Genomic DNA, 18,228 nt, shown 5'->3' on the forward strand with positions numbered 1-18,228 from the left:
AAGGAGACTCAAATTCAGCCTTTCAATATGTTTGGTCTGGTGAGCAATTACATATACGAAGCAATGAAACTGTGCAAAGTTTTAAAGATGCGGCTATTCTAGAAATTCTACAAGTCAATAAAAGCTCTGCAAAAAATAGACCTGCATATTATCAACAGTTTCAGAAAATCAATTCAGTCATGCTCAAACTTAAAATCGTACATGAGGATAAGGCGGGTCATCCACCAGGGGACTATATTTTATTTATCACTGTGGTACAAAAGACCCCTCAATCTAATTGGATGATCACAGAGTTTGGTAGCAGCGCATAAATTGTTTTCTCGTTACACCGCCTAGCTGTGTAACGAGAAAATCCATCATTTTTTCTGAAATAAATACATTTGAAAGCTTGCGGTTACATCCAAAGCTTCACGTTGTTGCAGGGCTTCACGCTTTTCAACTTTTGCTTTATATGCATAAGGTGTCATTGCGATCAAATGACTTAGTTGTTGTTGATTCAAATGTAGATCAGCATTAATTACTTGTTGTTCTACCAAATCAAAATTACCTTCCAACTGAGCCACAAATTTCTCAGGCTGATGCGGTGTTACTTGATCAAACAAAGCCTCTCGCATAGCATAAAGATGTTCTGTTGCGGGTGTAACCACTAACAAATAAGCTTTGTCTTTGAGCACACGTAAAATTTCTGCCTCTGGGATCGGGCTAAATAAGCTACTGCACAGGTCGATGCTTTCATCGAGTACAGGAAGTACTGCACCTGTTGCCACAACCCAAGTCACTTCAGAATTTAATTTGGCTGCGATTTGTACCGCATTTTTAGCAATATCAACACCCACACACTGCATAACCTCAGCCTGCATAGCGCTGCTATAGTACCCTTCACCACAGCCAATATCGAGTAAGTTCTCAACACGCAATTTATGTAGTAGTTGTACTACGGCTTGTTGCAAAGGCGCATAAAAACCAGCCGATAAAAATGCACGACGTGCCTCAACCGATTGTGGCGTATCGCCTGGTTGTTTACTGTGTTTGTGTTGCACCACATGTAAGTTGACATAGCCCTGTTTCGCCACATCATAACTATGATTATGCTCACAGTACCAACGCTTACCTTCTTGCTGTAATGCCGCACGACAAATCGGGCACATCAGTAAATTCATGTTTTACTCCACAAAACCTATAGTCTCTATCCATTAAAAAAGTCGGCAAATGCCGACTTTTTTAATGGATTTGTTTAACGTAATTTTAACGTCATTAGGCCTAAAACGACCAATATAATGGTAATAATCCAGAAACGAATAACAACTTGTGTTTCACGCCAACCTTTTTTCTCATAATGATGATGCAAAGGTGCCATTAAGAAGACACGTTTATTGCGCATGCGTAATGAACCGATTTGTAAGAAGACTGAAATTGCCTCCACAACAAACACCCCGCCCATGATCGCAAATACAATTTCTTGGCGAACCATCACTGCTATCGTACCGAGCATTGCACCCAGTGCCAAAGCCCCGACATCCCCCATAAAGACTTGTGCAGGATGCGCGTTATACCAAAGGAAAGCCAAACCAGCACCAACCATAGCCGCACAAATTACAACTAGTTCAGAAGCATAACGTACATAAGGAATATGTAGATAATCAGCGAAACGCATATCACCAGCCAAGTAAGCAAATACACCGAGACCTGCGGCAACAAGGACCACAGGCATGATGGCTAAACCATCTAAACCATCAGTGAGGTTGACTGCGTTTGATCCACCATTAATCACCAGATAAGTAAATAAGATGAAGCCAATACCCATTGGAATCGCAGACAGAGGAATACTTAAGTTCTTAAAGAATGGAATCAGTAGATCTAACATATCGGCTGTATGTTCAGGGCTGTGTTGACCTTTTGCAATGATATACAAAGCAATACCCGCTGCTAATGAGCCGACAGACGTCCAGAAGAACTTCTTACGTGCAGGTAAACCAGCATTGTCTTTATAGCGAACTTTAATCCAGTCATCTGCCCACCCTACAGCACCAAATACCACCATGACAAACAATACAATCCAGACATACGGATTTGAAAGATCTGCCCAAAGCAATGTACTTAGACCAATAGAAAGTAAAATTAGCACACCACCCATGGTCGGTGTACCCATCTTTTTGGCATGGTTCTCTGGTGCAAAGCTACTTACAGCTTGACCATATTTTAGCGCATGTAATTTGCGAATCATGATTGGGCCCAGAGCCAGACCAATGATCAGCGCGGTCAATACGCTCAGTAAAGAGCGTAGAGTTAAATATCGAACCACCTGAAACGAGCTGTTATAGCCCGAGAGTTGCTCAAATAACCATAACAGCATTAAAATTTCTCCATCAAATCAGTCATCAACGTTTCCATATGGGTATAACGAGAACCTTTAAACAGGAAACTCATGTGCTGGTGTTGTTGCTGATTAATTAATTGTATTAAATATTTAAAAGCATCCGCCTGTGTTGCAAAGGCTTGTATTTTATTCGGTGCAGCACCTGCTGCTGTATTTACAGCATAAGCACCAACAGCAATCACGGCATCCAAAGGTAGGGCTGCGATATCTCGGCCTAAATCATGATGCTCTTGTTCTGCCGCATCGCCGAGTTCGCCAATATCCCCCATCACCATCACTTTAAATCCCGCTTGTTGAGTCAGAACTTGAGCCGCAGCGCGCATAGAGCTTGGATTAGCATTATAAGTATCATCGATGAAAAGTGTATTGTTTTTATAAACAAAGTTTAACCGTCCTTGAGCATTTTTTGCTGCGGTTAAACCCTCGATAATTTGCTCTAAACTGATTCCAATCGCCATCGCAAAAGCAGCTGCTGCTTCTGCGTTATGCACATTATGTAATCCTGCAAAAGGTAACTCTAACTGTTGACTGCCTGCAGGAGTATTCAAGGTAAAACGTGAAGCTTGTGGGAGTAACTCGATATTTGTGGCATAGACTTGACCACCAGCACCAAAACTCAAACGCTGTTGATTGGTGACTGCTTGAGAAATACGCTCTTTATAATCATCTTCTGCTGGAATAATCGCTGTTCCATCCGCATCAATATGCGCATAGATCTCAGACTTGGCACGACAAATACCATCACGTCCACCAAACTCACCCAAATGTGCTGTGCCGATGTTTAGGATCCCTGCAACATGAGGTTGTACCATCTGTGCTGTATAATCAATTTCTCCCACATGACTTGCACCCAACTCCATCACGGCATACTGATGTTGATCGTTAAGCTCAAGTAGCATCATGGGTACGCCAAGATCATTATTGAGATTGCCACGAGTGACTAAGGTTGCAGCACAACGCGATAAGATGCTACCGAGCATTTCCTTAACTGTGGTTTTACCACTGCTGCCTGTTAATGCAATCACTTTTAACTGTGAATGCTGACGACGACGATAGCCACCCAAATGACCCAAGGCCAAACGAGTATCAGCAACAACTAACTGGTAGATATCTAGGTGTTCAATTGGCTCAGTCACGATCGCGACTTGACAGCCTTGCTCAGCAACTTGAGGAACAAAGTTACGCGCATCAAAACGCTCACCTTTGAGTGCCAAAAAGGCATCTCCTGCCTCAGCATGACGAGAATCCGTTAACACACGTTTAATCGGCTGAGTCGGTACTCGATCTAAATACCATGTACCTTGCGTCGCTTGTTGTAATTGTTGTGCCGACCAAGGCACTAAGGCCACGGTACTGGTCGTCGAAGTATGCATGCTAACTCCTATAGTGCTGAGTATGAATGAGTAGAGTCTCCGCGATGTTCAAGTGCACCACGCACTTCCACCACGTCATCAAACCAATGACGAACACCATCGATTTCTTGATAGTTTTCATGACCCTTACCAGCAATAACAACGATATCCCCTGCTTGTGCATGTTTGACTGCGTATTTAATTGCCGCACGTCGATCATGGATTTCTTCTACATCATGCTCTGAGAAATCAATATCTTGTTTCATATCTGCAAAAATTTGAGCTGGATCTTCAGTTCGTGGATTATCTGAGGTCAAAATCAGTTGGTCGGCAACAGCCAATGCAGCTTGACTCATCAATGGACGTTTTCCACGGTCACGGTCACCGCCACAACCAAACACCGCCCATAAACGATGATTAACATGGCGTTTCAAGGTGTTTAGAACCTGAGTCAAAGCGTCTGGCGTATGTGCATAATCCACCACAAACAGACGCTCAGCATCACGAATCACTTGCATTCGACCGGGTGCACCTTGTAATTGAGGTACTAGACGGATAAGTTCAGCCAAATCATAACCCGCTTGCTCAACCATAATCAGGCTGGCAATCAAGTTCTCAATATTAAAGTGCCCAAGAAGTGGACTATTGACCTGATATTCTGCATCACGTGTTTTTAAATGGAAGGATACGCCATCAAGACTATATTGAATTGCAAAAACCTGATAATCCGCAGACTGACCTGTTGAATAGGTCAGAACCTTAACTGGCGCAGGATTATGGCTGATTGCATCTAACATCACACCCGCATATGCGTCATCAGCATTAATCACAGCCACCTTAAGACTAGTAAAAGCAAATAACTGGGCTTTCGCAGCAGCATATGCTTCAAGTGTACCGTGATAATCTAAATGATCACGGCTCAAGTTGCTATAAGCAGCAATTTCAATTGGACAACCAGCCAAACGCCCTTGCTCTAAACCATGTGAACTCGCTTCAATTGCAGCAAATTTTGCACCTTGCTGAGCATACTGATGTAATGCATTTTGAAGATGAATCGCATCTAGAGTGGTGTGACTTGATGCTTCAAGCTCAGGTAAAATGCCGTTTCCAGTGGTCCCCATTACTGCACAAGCTTGACCAGATAAAGTCAAAAGCTCAGCCACAAGACGAGAAATTGTGGTTTTTCCATTGGTCCCTGTCACGGCTAAAATACGTACTGCAGCAACAGGCTCACTCTTGGCTAAATACTGATGTTGCCAGATTCCCATCAACTGCCGTACTTCAGGGCAAGTCCAGCTTGGCACTAAATCCAATGCTGTTTCGCTAATTACCCCTAAAGCCCCTTTGGCTAAAGCATCTTGTGCAAACTGACGAGCACGATCTGCGTGCGCATAGCTGTTTAGGGCGATAAAGATCTGTCCAGCGATCAACTGACGGCTATCGAGGCAAAAGCCTTTAAATGCATCATGCATCCAAGCTAATGGCGCTTCAACCGCATGTATGTCTAGAAAATTCATAACTATTCCAAATTTATTTCGCAGCAGTCGCTGTATCGAGTGGCTTATCTAAAGGCACATCAAGCAGTCTTAATGACTCTTGCATAATCTTGGCAAATACTGGTGCTGCAACCAAACCACCATAATATTGACCACGTGGATTTTCTACGACCACAATAATCGCTAAACGAGGATCACTAATCGGTGCTACACCTGCAAAAAGAGCACGGTATTCTGTTTGTGAATAGCCACGGTGGTCTGGACGCAGTTTATGTGCTGTACCTGTTTTACCACCAACACGATAACCTGGGATCACCGCTTGTTTTGCAGTACCGCCTGGCATCGTCACTTGTTCAAGCATCATCAGAACATCATCGGCGATCTTCGCTGAGATAATCTGCTCACCCTTAGGTTGTTGATTTAATTTGTACAGACTTAAGTCGTGTTTAACCCCATGGTTTGCTAGAACGGCATAACCTTGAGCTAACTGTAAAATAGTCGCGTTAAGACCATAACCATATGCCATAGTTCCCACTTCAGAAACATTCCACTTGCTTGGAGGTAAAATCAAACCACCACTCTCACCAGGGAACTTCACCGCAGAGCGTTGACCAAAGCCTAAACGTTTAAAGAAGGTCGGCAGAGTCGAGTATGGCATCGACAATGCAATCTTTGCTGAACCGACGTTCGATGACTTAATGATGACACCTGTCACAGTCAATGAACCATAATTGTGTGTATCACGAATGGTATGATTACCAATTCTCATTGTACCGGGGCTTGTGACAATTACCGTATTTGGTGTGTATTTACCACTTTCTAAAGCAGCAGCCACGGTAAACGGTTTCATGGTTGAACCAGGTTCAAACATATCGACTGCACCACGGTTACGCATCGCATCTTTGTTATTTAAACCATCTTTATCATTTGGGTTATAAGATGGCCAACTACCCAGTGCCAAAATTTCACCAGTCTTCACATCAACAGCAATAGCTGAAGCAGAACGTGCGTTATTGGTTACACCCACCGCAGTCAGTTCACGATACAAAATATACTGTAAGCGCGAGTCAATACTGAGATGGATATCTTCACCTGGAGTCACTTGTTTAATGACTTCTGGACTTTTTAAGCGATTACCGTGTTTATCACGTACGATGGTTTGCGCACCATCTATGCCAGATAAACGCTCATTAAGCTGCATTTCCAAGCCTTCAATCCCAGTGCCTTCACTGTTGGTCATGCCAATAATTTGTGCATTCGCTTGTGGCTGTGGATAGTAGCGTTTGTAGGTCTTTTCAGCATATACGCCAGCAAAATTACGTGATGAAATCAGTTCAGCTTGAGCTGGTGGAACTTCTTTTTTCAAGACTAAATAGCGTGAACGTGGTCGATCATTTAAATTCTTTTTCAGTTCTGCACGATCAATACCAACCGCATCGGCTAATTCATCAAGATTAAGATTTTTCTTTGGTAACTGATATTTAAGCTTGCTGCTATTGGGTTGTTTCTTTAAAGCAGCACTCACTTCTTCAAAGGTTTCTTTCGTCTCAAAGTAGTCACGTGGGTCGATTACCACTTTCATAATCGGGGTACTAATTGCCAAAGGCACGCCATTACGGTCATAAATGACACCACGCATGGCTTTGAGCTTTTCTGTTCTTAGAATATTGGCATTGGCCTTATTTTGTAAGAAGTCTTTATTAATAACTTGCACATAAAAAGCACGACCTACCAGCCCAATGAAACAGGCAAGTACCACAAACCACATAAAATAAAAACGCCACAAATCAAATTCGAGCGTTGGTTTGACCGAAATCGACTGCTTCACTTTACGTGTTGGCTTTCTTTGCTTATCTACCATGCCAGATGCCTTATTGCTTTTGATCTTTTGCGTTTGCCAATGAAATTACGATGGTTTGTGTTGCGGGTGGAGAATACATACGCAACTGTGTCACCGCTCGTGTACCAATTTGTGCTGTCGCACCAAAGGTTTCTTTTTCAATTAAGAGTCTTCCCCACTCTGCATTTAAACTTTCTTTTTCACGGATCACGTCGTTATACCCTGAGTAATCCTGGCGATAGCTATACACTTGCAATACCACCATAAAAGCACTGGCAAGCACCAAAATCAGCAAGCACGCAAAAACAAAAAATTTCTTGATCAGTAAATCGTGGGGCTTCACCACTTCGCTTTCAGGTTTCATGCTCTACCTTTTAATATGTTAAGCGTTCTGCCACTCTTAGCCATGCACTACGTGAACGTGGATTGGCCTGAACTTCCTCTTCACTGGCTTTGATACGGTCAATTTTTTTCAAACGACGCGTATCTGCTGTTTGTTGCGGTAATCCCCAGCCTGCATCTTCGGCTATTGTTGATTCTTTTTGGATAAATTGTTTAATCATTCGATCTTCAAGGGAATGGAAACTAATTACCGCTAAACGCGCTTCAGATTTTAGCAAACTTACCGCTTGGGGTAAAAATAATTGAATGTCTTCTAACTCTTTATTTATTTCTATACGAATCGCTTGAAAAGCACGAGTAGCAGGATGCTTGTGTTTTTCCCATTTAGGATGAGCCGCTTTTACCACTTCTGCCAGTTGGCCTGTTGTTGTCATCAAACCAGCATTTTTAATCGCTTTAGCAATACGACGGCTGTAACGCTCCTCGCCATACTGATAAATCACATTGGCTAAATGGGTTTCATCAACTTCAAGTAACCATTCTGCGGCTGTTTGTCCCTGTGAATTATCCATACGCATGTCCAAAGGACCATCATGCATAAAGCTAAAACCACGTTCAGGCTGATCAATTTGTGGTGAAGATACACCTAAGTCAGCCATAATCCCATCGACATGCGTCAGCCCCAATGCAGCCATTTCAGTTTGTAAATCAGCAAAGCTGGCATGAATAATTTTAAAGCGTGGATCTTCTTGTTCAAGCTCCGCCGCAACAGCTAAAGCCTGTGGATCTTTATCAAACGCATATACACGTGAATTTTCGTCTAATTTAGACAATAACAAACGGCTATGGCCACCTCGACCAAAGGTCCCGTCTATATAGACTCCTGTATTGCGACCTGCAAGTAAAGCATCAACAGTTTCATGTAGTAATACAGAAATATGGGACATCTTTTCACATTCTATTTAATTAAAATACAGCTCGCTATTATCACCTTGTTTAGACAAAGCTCCAAACGTCTTTTTGTAGGAAAATATGATTTTGTGCAGATAAAGGTTGATTTTACAACTCGTTGCATAAAAAAAGCCCCATATGAATGGGGCTATGTGAAATTCATCACAGAAATCTAAAATCTATCTCATAAAACTTAGCGTTTATTACTATAGATTTGATCAAAGACACCGCCATTGGCAAAGTGTACTTTTTGAGCATTACTCCAACCACCAAACACTTCATCAATAGTAAAGGTTTTCAGTTTAGGGAATTGTGCTGAATATTGATTTAAAATTTCAACATTACGTGGACGGTAATAATGACGGGCAGCCATATCTTGACCGAGTGGCGAATAAAGATAATTGATATAGCCTAGTGCTAACCATTTATTACCATTTTTCTCAACTGTCTTATTAACGATTGCTACTGAAGGTTCAGTCAAAATCGAAATAGATGGATAAACGATATCAAATTTATTTGCACCCAATGCCTTACGTGTAACCAGCGCTTCATTTTCCCAAGTCAATAGCACATCACCGATGCCGCGTTCTGCAAAAGTGGTCATCGAAGCACGTGCTGCAGGGTCCATGACTTTCACATTTTGGTAAAGCTTAGTTACAAATGCACGTGCAGTTGCTTCATTACCACCGGGTTGTTTTAGTGCATAACCCCAAGCCGACAAGTAAACCCAACGTGGTAGGCCACCCGTTTTCGGGTTTGGTGTAATAATTTGCACGCCTGGACGAGTTAAGTCTGACCAGTCATTGAGCTTTTTAGGGTTGCCTTTTCGAACCATGAATACGATGGTTGATGTATAAGGTGCTGAGTTATAAGGGAACTGCTTTTGCCAGTTGGCATTGATTTGACCTGACTTTACGATCTCTTCAATATCATTCGCCAAGGCCAAAGTTACAACATCACCTTTTAAACCATCAACAACTGAGCGTGCCTGTTTACCAGAACCACCATGTGATTGCTTAAACTTAACATCAATCCCCGTACGTTTTTTCCAGTAATTGCCAAAAGATTTATTGAATTCATCGTAGAACTCACGGGTCGCATCATATGAAACGTTCAGAAATTCACGTTCAGCAGCTTGTGATTCTACCGCTGTAGTTAATCCTGTCACGAGTAATAAGCTACCCAATAGCAATTTAAACTTGCTGCTAATTTTCAAACTTTTCATGACTAAATATCGACCTAATATGCAAATAATGCAGAGTTATCTTGATTGTGTTCAAAACTACTACAGCACGCCTTAACTTTAAATAGCACACAACTCAGTCAAATACTGCAGATTTGATCAATAAGCCGCCAAATGATATTTTTTATGTTTATTATCAATTAGATAGGATGAAGTCTTTGTAAAAACCATCACTTATCTTTAATTAGCACATTTTTTCGTATTCTTATTATAATTTCTGCTAACAATCTACATATTCAATGTTATTATTTTTTAATTGCATAGTCTTTGTATATCACGTAACGTCGTACATTAATCGGATTGCTGTAATTTTGCATTCAATTGATATAAACATTTCATACAATAGACAAACATTCGGTGTTACAATACCGTCTTTGCTAAAGTTTTATTTTTTCTTGGGTCTGCACTGACCGAATAATTGTCGAATAGCTGGCAAAATAAAAAATGATGAAGGGGAAGTAGCATGGGAACTCAATTGTTCAAATTACTGTTTATAGGTCTAAACTTATTCGCACTGCAACATGTGCACGCAGCCAATATTAAAAGTACCACCCCAGCCATAACACTGAACAGTAACAAACAACCGTCTCCAATCGAGAAGGCGCTTGAACAACTTAAACGTGATGAAGGTAAAATGCCTTCGGTCACCAATGACAAGTTAAAAGTTAAAGCTTTTACTTCTAGTCAAAAAGAACCGACACAACATTTTCTAGCAGAACAAAACCAACAGTTTAGTCGTTTATTACAGAGCTTTTTTCCATCTCAAGGCTCTTAATTTACCCATTGTTTATCGTTTAACTTCTAAAAATATTCCACCCGATCGTATTCGCTAAGTTAAAGCCTTAAACGATCGGGTTTTTTCGTTATAATAAGTGCAATTTCAAATATAGATTTGCCATAACCATGACCGTTCGTACTCGTATTGCGCCTTCTCCTACAGGCTTTCCACATGTAGGCACAGCTTATATTGCTTTATTTAATTTATGCTTTGCCAAACAACATGGCGGTGAGTTTATTCTTCGTATTGAAGATACTGATCAACTACGCTCAACTCCAGAATCTGAAAAAATGATTTTAGACTCTCTGCGCTGGTTAGGTCTAAATTGGTCTGAAGGTCCTGATATTGGTGGTCCACATGCGCCCTATCGTCAATCAGAGCGTATGCAAATTTATAAGCAATATGCCTTAGATCTCGTTGAAAAAGGCCATGCATTTTATTGCTTTGCAACACCAGAAGATCTTGATCAAATGCGTGCTGAGCAACAAGCACGTGGTGAAACACCGCGTTATGATGGTCGTGGTCTAGAACTGAGCAATGAAGAAGTACAGCGTCGTCTCGCTGCTGGTGAAGCACATGTGATTCGCATGAAAGTGCCTCAAGAAGGTATCTGTAAATTTAACGATCTACTGCGTGGCGAAGTTGAAATTCCTTGGGCACAAGTGGATATGCAAATTTTGCTTAAAACTGATGGCCTACCAACATATCATTTGGCTAACGTTGTTGATGATCACTTAATGGAAATTACTCATGTAATCCGTGGTGAAGAATGGATTCCATCTGCTCCAAAACATCAGCTACTCTATCAATACTTTGGTTGGGAAATGCCAGTACTGTGCCATATGCCATTACTGCGTAATCCAGACAAATCAAAATTATCAAAACGTAAAAACCCAACATCAATCAACTACTATCGTGATATCGGTGTATTCCCTGAAGCGCTATTGAACTATCTTGGCCGTATGGGCTGGTCTATGCCAGATGAGCGTGAGCAATTTACACTCGATGATATGATTGAACATTTTGATATTCAACGTGTCTCCCTCGGTGGCCCAATTTTTGATGTAGAAAAACTCAACTGGCTCAATGGCCAATGGATCAAAGGGCTAACACCAGCTCAACTGCTTGATCGTCTGTTAACTTGGAAATCAGATCGTAAAACGCTAGAAGACATTGCAGCAGCAATTCAACCTCGTATTCAATTACTCTCTGAAGCTGTGAACTGGGCAGGTTTCTATTTCAATCAATTTCCAAAACTTGAGAAAGAACAATTTGCCAGTAAAAAACTCAGCGAAGAACAAGTTCGTCAAAGTCTACAGTTTGCAATTTGGCGCCTAGAAAGCATCATGAGCTGGAACAATGACTCAGTTAGCCAGACCCTCATGCAATTGGCTGAGCAAATGGACATTAAGTTAAGAGACTTTATGCCAAGCTTCTTTATTGCTATTGCAGGATCTACCAGTTCAACGCCTGTTATGCAGTCTATGGTAACTATAGGTCCTGATTTATGCTTTGCTCGTCTACGTCATGCTTTAGAAATTGTTGGTGGACCGAGCAAAAAAGAGCTAAAAGTATGGGAAAAACTCAATGAAAGCTTAAAATTGCCGAAAAATGATGCAAACGATGAAGCTTAATTAAATTTTTTATTGACGTGTAAGCGCAATCATCCTAATATTGCGCTCACACAGACTGGGGGTCATAGCTCAGTTGGTAGAGCGCTACAATGGCATTGTAGAGGTCAGCAGTTCGATCCTGCTTGGCTCCACCACTCCCAATCTTGTTGTCTGCCTCAATCCGTCCCTATCGTCTAGAGGCCTAGGACATCGCCCTTTCACGGCGGTAACCGGGGTTCGAATCCCCGTAGGGACGCCAGATTCAAAAAAGCCACTGTTTGAGTAATCACAGTGGCTTTTTTATTATGTTTTTTCTAAGTAATCTATAAAAATGATACAGTAGTACTCGTCACAATAATTTTTTCTTCACCCCATATTCAACCGCCTTTAGTTTCGGAGTTGTAATGCAATATCGTTGCCCCAAATGTCAAAGCCCTAAAGTTATGCCCGTTGCGAGTGCCAACACCCCTGCGGTACGACCAGTAGTGCCTAAAAGCCTTGTTATTTTAATTCCAGCGTTATTTATTTTACTTTTTCTGGTTTTGGTGAGTATTGCAATGTGGATCTTTGGTGATGGCGCGGGCTCAACCGTTCAAATCGCCACAGTGATCGCCTTTGTTATCTGTGTGCTCGCAGGCATTATGTTCTGGCGCGACCTTCCTAACTTTAAAATTTCAATGCAAGCATTTATGAACAGCAATAAAGACTGGAAATGCCGTGAATGCCAACACGAATGGCATATCCAATAAAATTTAATAATATAAAAAAGGAGTTCATATGAACTCCTTTTTTATATCGCAGCAGCAACCTTTAAACCTATTGATACCGCTTATTTATGAGCAGGTAACTGGTGTGATAAAGCCAGTGCTTCATCTTCTTCAATCTGCAAGGTGATCTCGGTAATACCATGTTCGTGATTCAGCATTTCAAATGCAGCCTGATGTAAAGCAACATGATCAGCCCCAGGCGCATAAACATGTGCAGTCAAATGAATATTTTTAGAACTAATAGCCCAAACTTTAAGTTGATGAATACTTTCGACACATGGCAAATCTAAAATATCCTGACGGAGTTTCTCAATATCAATTTCATCAGGTACACCTTCAAGTAATATATTAATACTCTGCTTTAACAAAACCCATGTTCTAGGTAATACCCAAAACCCAATCAAAACTGCAACGACAGTATCGACCCACTGCCACCCTGTAAAATAAATAACAACGGCAGCAATAATAACCCCGACTGAACCCAAAGCATCGCTCAGTACTTCTAAGTATGCCCCTTTAATATTGAGACTTTCTTTAGAACTTGAAACCAAAATCTTTAAAGAAATAATATTAATCACTAGCCCTAGACTAGCCACAATGAGCATTCCTAGACTTTGAATTTCTGGCGGTGCATAAAAACGCTGATAGGCTTCATATAAGATATACATTGCTACCATAAACAGCATTGATGCATTAAATAAGGCAGCTAAAATCTCAAAACGCTGGTAGCCAAATGTACGTTTATTATCGGCAGGGCGTTGGCCAATTTTTAATGCAACTAAGGCAATCGCCAAAGCCATAACATCGGTAAACATGTGTGCGGCATCGGATAATAATGCCAAACTCTGCGTCATTACCGCAGCAACTACTTCAACAACTAAAAATGTTGAAGTTAAGATCAAAGCAAAAGTCAGTTTTTTTCGATTGTCTTGAGTAACTAAGTTCTGACTATGATTATGTTGTTCACTCATTACAGGCCCCTTATTTTAAAAATAACCTGGTTCTATGTGGTCATGCGCTAAATATTTGTTATGCAAGTTAAGACATGAGCATTATAAATAACACTCATGTCACTAAAAAAACAATGCTAAGTTAGAGGGTTCGTTTGATTCTCACTATTGATCCAACGATACAATACCGGAAGTAAGACTAAGGTCAGTAAGGTTGAAGAAATAATTCCTCCAATCACCACTGTCGCCAGCGGTCGCTGCACCTCTGCTCCTGTACCCGTGGCTAAAGCCATTGGAATAAAGCCCAAAGAAGCAACACAAGCCGTCATCAACACTGGCCTTAAGCGCAGTACCGCTCCCACCCATGTGGCTTGATGAATATCCATATTGACTCGAAGCTCCTTAATAAAGGTCAACATGACTAGACCATTGAGCACCGCTACACCAGACAAAGCAATAAAGCCCACACCGGCAGACATCGACAACGGAATGCCCCTTAACCACAAAGCAATCAAGCCTCCACAAAGTGCAAAAGGTACTCCAGTAAAGACCAATAAACTCTCTTTGAAGTTGTGAAAAACAGCCATAAGTAAAATGAAAATCGTCAATAAAGCCAAAGGCACAACCAACTGCATTCGCGCAGTCGCTGAAGCCATATTTTCAAACTGACCACCATATTCAAGCCAGTACCCAGCAGGAAGCTGCTGACTGTTCAACTTATTTTGAATTTCACTGACAAAAGATCCCAGATCACGCCCTTCGACATTAGCTGTAACGACTATACGACGTTTACCATTTTCTCGGCTGACTTGATTAAGCCCGAGAATATTTTCTACTTTAGCCACATCTTTAAGCTGAATTAATCCACCATTTGGTAGTTGAATTGGCAACATTTCCAAATTTTGTGGTGTCCTCTGGGTATCATCCAAACGAATCACAAAATCAAAACGGCGATCACCTTGTAAAATCTGCCCAACACTTTGCCCACCTACACTGGCAGCAACCAAGTCTTGAATAGAACGTACAGATAACCCGTACTGAGAAGCTAGCTGTTGATTAATTTCAACATTCAATAGTGGCAGACCACTGGTCTGCTCAATGTTGACTGCCGTTGCTCCTGTGACGCTTTGGATCTCTTTGGCAATACGCTGTGCTTCGCGACCAAGCACCTCCATATCATCGCCAAAAACTTTGACCCCAAGGTCACTACGAACACCAGAGATCAACTCATTAAAACGCAGTTCAATCGGTTGTGAAAACTCACTATTGTTTCCGGGTAAAACCTCTAAAAACGCCTGCATACGCTGACGCAACTGATCGATTGTTTCTTTTTTATCTGGCCACTCTTCTTTAGGTTTCAATAAAATAAAACCATCGGAAATATTTGGAGGCATCACATCTGTGGCGACCTCGGCAGTTCCCGTACGAGCAAATATGGCTTTAATTTCAGGAAACTCTTTTAATAGCAACTTCTCCGTATTTTTTTGCATGATTAACGATTGTTGCAAGCCTGTACTTGGTGAGCGCATTTGCTGCACTGCAAAATCACCCTCACTCAGTTGTGGTGCAAACTCGCTTCCTATTTGGGTCGTCAGTAATCCTGTTAAAAATAGAACGCTTAAAGCAATCGTTAACATCAAATACTTAAATTGGTAAGCCAAATCCAATAAAGCTTCATAGCGCTGCTTTAACCATGCCATCCATTTACTTTCTTTTTCTTTGACTTCGCCTGTTACAAACATCGCAACAGCCGCAGGAACAAAAGTAATCGATAAAATAATAGCACCCAACAAAGCAAAGACTACCGTGGCTGCCATCGGATGAAATAACTTTGCTTCAACTCCTGTTAACGCAAAAATAGGGAGATAAACCACCATGATGATTAATTGACCAAAGATTAATGGTCTACGCGCTTGCTTGGCTGCTAAAAAAACTTCTTTAAAGCGTTCTTCACGCGTGAGGCGGCGGCCAACGAGATGTTGATATTCAGCTAAACGACGAATACAGTTTTCGACAATCACCACCGCACCATCAACAATGATTCCGAAATCCAATGCCCCTAGGCTCATTAAGTTCGCACTAATACCTTGACGTGCCATACCACTCAAAGTAAATAACATCGACAATGGAATAACACAGGCTGTAATGAGTGCGGCACGGAAATTACCTAAAAACAAGAACAAAATAACGATAACTAAAATCGCACCTTCAAGCAGATTCTTTTGCACTGTCGCAATGGCACGCTCAACCAAGTGAGTACGGTCATAGACGGTTTCAATCACCACACCTTTGGGTAAAGACTTTTGGATTTCTGCAATCTTACTGTCGACTGCACGCGCAACTGTCCGACTGTTCTCGCCCATCATCATCATGACAATGCCCAGCACCGTCTCTTCACCATTATAGGTTGCTGCACCTGTTCTTAGGTCATTGCCGATAGACACACTTGCCACATCCCTGACACGAACAGGAAAACCATTTTTGTTAGCAATTGTGATGTCTTCAATATCACCCGTACTCTGTAATATCCCTGGCACACGAACAGTTAATTGCTGACCATTCGTCTCAATAAAACCAGCACCACGGTTTTCATTATTTTCCGTTAAGGCACTTTGTAAATCAGCTAGGGGGATTTGCAACTGTTGTAAACGCTTTAAATCAGGTGAGACCACATAAGTCTTGTTATATCCGCCAATACTGTTCACCTCAGCCACGCCTTCTACGCGTTGCAGCTGTGGACGGATGACCCAATCCTGAATTTCACGTAAATCCATTGGGGTGTATGCACGACCATCTGCTTTTTTCGCATTTGGCTCAGCTTTCACAACCCACTGATAAATCTCGCCAAGCCCTGTAGAAATCGGTGACATGGTTGGATTGATATCATCAGGTAACTGTTCTTTTGACTCCTGCAAACGCTGGTTAATCATTTGTCGAGCCCAGTAGATATCTGTGCCCTCTTTAAAAATCACCGTAATTTGAGATAAGCCATAACGTGAAATTGAGCGGGTTTGCTGCAGTTTAGGCATCCCCGCCATCGCTGTTTCAATCGGATAAGTGATCCGCTGCTCAACCTCTAAAGCGGTAAAACCTGCTGCTTGAGAGTTAATTTGTACCTGTACGTTAGTAATATCAGGCACAGCGTCGATGGGAAGTTTTTGATAACTCCAAATTCCAACCCCAATCCATGCCAGTACAAACAGCATCACCCAAATTGCATTTTTAATGGAAAATTGAATGATACGGTCAAATAAGCCTTCTGGTTTTGGTAACTCAGGATGGTTGTTTTTGGGTTCTAAATCAGTGTCCATGATCCGCTTCCCCTTTTTCTAATTCTGATTTCAAAAGGAAGCTGCCTTCACCCACATATCGCTCAGCAGTTTTCAAGCCACTTTTCACTTCAACCCATTGTCCATCACTGGAAATAGCACCGAGTACAATCGCGCGTGGGCTAAATTCCATTTTATCGCCATGCTGCTTGGCAACAAAGACACTGTCTTTGCCTTCTACCTGCTGCACAGCAGACTTTAATACTCGCAGAACTTGGCTTTGCTGAGCTTGTTGTAGCTCAATATTCACCATTAAATTTGGCCGTAATTCAGCTGCTTGTGAAAGTACCTGCGCTCGAACTTGTAAACGACCTGTTTGTGCATCGGCCTGAGCACTCAATGTTTGCACCAAAGCTTTAAAACGGTTACCAGTTTGCAGTGATTTAAACTCTAGCTGTTGATTAGGAGAAATCTGTGACAAATAATCTGTTGGAATCACAAATTCAAGCCACAGCTGATCCAGTTGATCAATCACAAATAATTGACTGGCTAACTGAACATTTTCACCAATCACAATGTCTTTTTCACTCACCACACCAGAGATCGGCGCAGTAAGTTGATAACTGCCATTGGTACTTGAACCGACACCAAAAGCAGATAACCGCGAACGTGCAGCCTGTACCTGTACTTGTGCTTGTTGATAGGCATTAGAAGCACGTTGATAGTCTTGCTTTGCAGATATCCCTTGTGACCATAATGATTTTTCACGCTCATAATCTTGTTTTGCAAGCTGTAAATTGGTTTGAGCGATTTGCAAGTTTGCTTGTTGATCTACAAGATCTGGGACTCGCAATGTTGCCAATACTTGCCCTTTGGTCACCTTCTGGCCTAAATCAACGTGTACTGCCTCTACACGCCCACTAAAACTGGGTGAAACATGCGCTTGACGATCTGTATTGGTCACCAATTTAGCTGGATAACTATTGATTTGCTGAACTTCCCCCATTGCAACAGTTGCAAGTTTGAGCCCCTGCTCTGTCATTTGTTTGGGTGTCAAAGCCAGAGTTTGTTCTTCATCATCATGCGCTTCTTTTGCCCCAGTTTCTGATTTTTCCTCATTCTCTGTTTTCACTTCACCAGATTTATTGCTCCACAATAACAAAGCGGCAATCACAGCAACGATAGCAACCACAATTCCAATCAATATCGGCTGAGAAACTTTTACTCGTTGTTTATTCTGTTGTGTCATC

15 protein-coding genes and 2 tRNA genes are annotated in these 18,228 nt (G+C 41.7%); 6 read left to right on the plus strand and 11 right to left on the minus strand.

Features of this window, described 5'->3' with window-relative positions; translation table 11 throughout:
• Nucleotides 1–311, plus strand: a 311-nt coding sequence (locus tag Aru01_RS18340; protein WP_042111408.1) for a hypothetical protein, incomplete at its 5' end; no start/stop codon positions are given.
• Nucleotides 312–356: 45 nt separating this feature from the next.
• Here Aru01_RS18340 and Aru01_RS12400 read toward each other — a convergent pair.
• The 8 genes from Aru01_RS12400 to Aru01_RS12435 all read right to left on the minus strand — a co-directional run bounded on the left by Aru01_RS12400 (nt 357) and on the right by Aru01_RS12435 (nt 9,583).
• A complete protein-coding gene (locus tag Aru01_RS12400) occupies nt 357–1,160 on the minus strand; it encodes a putative RNA methyltransferase (protein ID WP_016654810.1) in 804 nt (267 codons plus the stop codon).
• Between the two features lie 74 nt (nt 1,161–1,234).
• Nucleotides 1,235–2,353, minus strand: coding sequence for a phospho-N-acetylmuramoyl-pentapeptide-transferase (gene mraY, locus Aru01_RS12405; RefSeq protein WP_016654809.1), 1,119 nt, complete (start codon nt 2,351–2,353; stop codon nt 1,235–1,237).
• Nucleotides 2,353–3,750, minus strand: coding sequence for a UDP-N-acetylmuramoyl-tripeptide--D-alanyl-D-alanine ligase (locus Aru01_RS12410; RefSeq protein ID WP_016654808.1), 1,398 nt, complete (start codon nt 3,748–3,750; stop codon nt 2,353–2,355). The genes mraY and Aru01_RS12410 overlap by 1 nt, the downstream gene beginning before the upstream one ends.
• An 8-nt stretch (nt 3,751–3,758) precedes the next feature.
• Nucleotides 3,759–5,246 (minus strand): UDP-N-acetylmuramoyl-L-alanyl-D-glutamate--2,6-diaminopimelate ligase, encoded by a 1,488-nt coding sequence (locus Aru01_RS12415; RefSeq protein ID WP_016654807.1) that lies wholly within the window; start codon nt 5,244–5,246, stop codon nt 3,759–3,761.
• A gap of 13 nt (nt 5,247–5,259) precedes the next feature.
• Nucleotides 5,260–7,086, minus strand: a complete 1,827-nt coding sequence (ftsI, locus tag Aru01_RS12420) for a penicillin-binding protein PBP3 (RefSeq protein ID WP_016654806.1) — start codon at nt 7,084–7,086, stop codon at nt 5,260–5,262.
• A 10-nt stretch (nt 7,087–7,096) separates the two neighbouring features.
• Nucleotides 7,097–7,429 carry a cell division protein FtsL gene (gene ftsL / locus Aru01_RS12425; RefSeq protein ID WP_016654805.1) on the minus strand — a complete coding sequence of 111 codons (333 nt, stop codon included), beginning with the start codon at nt 7,427–7,429 and terminating at the stop codon, nt 7,097–7,099.
• 10 nt (nt 7,430–7,439) lie between these two features.
• Nucleotides 7,440–8,354, minus strand: a complete 915-nt coding sequence (gene rsmH, locus Aru01_RS12430; protein ID WP_016654804.1) for a 16S rRNA (cytosine(1402)-N(4))-methyltransferase RsmH — start codon at nt 8,352–8,354, stop codon at nt 7,440–7,442.
• 197 nt (nt 8,355–8,551) lie between these two features.
• A complete protein-coding gene (locus tag Aru01_RS12435) occupies nt 8,552–9,583 on the minus strand; it encodes a sulfate ABC transporter substrate-binding protein (protein WP_016654803.1) in 1,032 nt (343 codons plus the stop codon).
• A gap of 481 nt (nt 9,584–10,064) precedes the next feature.
• Here Aru01_RS12435 and Aru01_RS12440 point away from each other — a divergent pair, with 481 nt between their 5' ends.
• From Aru01_RS12440 to Aru01_RS12460, 5 genes are all read left to right on the plus strand, one after another.
• Nucleotides 10,065–10,376 (plus strand): hypothetical protein, encoded by a 312-nt coding sequence (locus Aru01_RS12440; protein ID WP_016654802.1) that lies wholly within the window; start codon nt 10,065–10,067, stop codon nt 10,374–10,376.
• Between the two features lie 128 nt (nt 10,377–10,504).
• Nucleotides 10,505–12,013 carry a glutamate--tRNA ligase gene (gltX, locus tag Aru01_RS12445; protein ID WP_016654801.1) on the plus strand — a complete coding sequence of 503 codons (1,509 nt, stop codon included), beginning with the start codon at nt 10,505–10,507 and terminating at the stop codon, nt 12,011–12,013.
• 58 nt (nt 12,014–12,071) lie between these two features.
• Nucleotides 12,072–12,147: transfer RNA gene (locus Aru01_RS12450), tRNA-Ala, on the plus strand.
• Between the two features lie 28 nt (nt 12,148–12,175).
• A tRNA-Glu gene (locus Aru01_RS12455) sits at nt 12,176–12,251 on the plus strand.
• Nucleotides 12,252–12,396: 145 nt separating this feature from the next.
• The gene (locus Aru01_RS12460) at nt 12,397–12,741 is read left to right on the plus strand and encodes a zinc-ribbon domain-containing protein (protein WP_016654800.1); all 345 of its coding nucleotides are present in this window, start codon (nt 12,397–12,399) and stop codon (nt 12,739–12,741) included.
• Nucleotides 12,742–12,821: 80 nt separating this feature from the next.
• On the opposite strand, the gene Aru01_RS12465 is transcribed toward Aru01_RS12460, so the two are convergent.
• From Aru01_RS12465 to Aru01_RS12475, 3 genes are all read right to left on the minus strand, one after another.
• Nucleotides 12,822–13,730, minus strand: coding sequence for a cation diffusion facilitator family transporter (locus tag Aru01_RS12465; RefSeq protein WP_016654799.1), 909 nt, complete (start codon nt 13,728–13,730; stop codon nt 12,822–12,824).
• 116 nt (nt 13,731–13,846) lie between these two features.
• Nucleotides 13,847–17,020 (minus strand): efflux RND transporter permease subunit, encoded by a 3,174-nt coding sequence (locus tag Aru01_RS12470; protein ID WP_016654798.1) that lies wholly within the window; start codon nt 17,018–17,020, stop codon nt 13,847–13,849.
• The gene (locus Aru01_RS12475; protein ID WP_016654797.1) at nt 17,010–18,227 is read right to left on the minus strand and encodes an efflux RND transporter periplasmic adaptor subunit; all 1,218 of its coding nucleotides are present in this window, start codon (nt 18,225–18,227) and stop codon (nt 17,010–17,012) included. Before Aru01_RS12475 ends, Aru01_RS12470 begins: the two co-directional genes overlap by 11 nt.
• Nucleotide 18,228: the final 1 nt, after the last annotated feature.

Origin of the sequence: Acinetobacter rudis (assembly GCF_000829675.1) — a bacterium.
GTDB lineage: Bacteria > Pseudomonadota > Gammaproteobacteria > Pseudomonadales > Moraxellaceae > Acinetobacter > Acinetobacter rudis.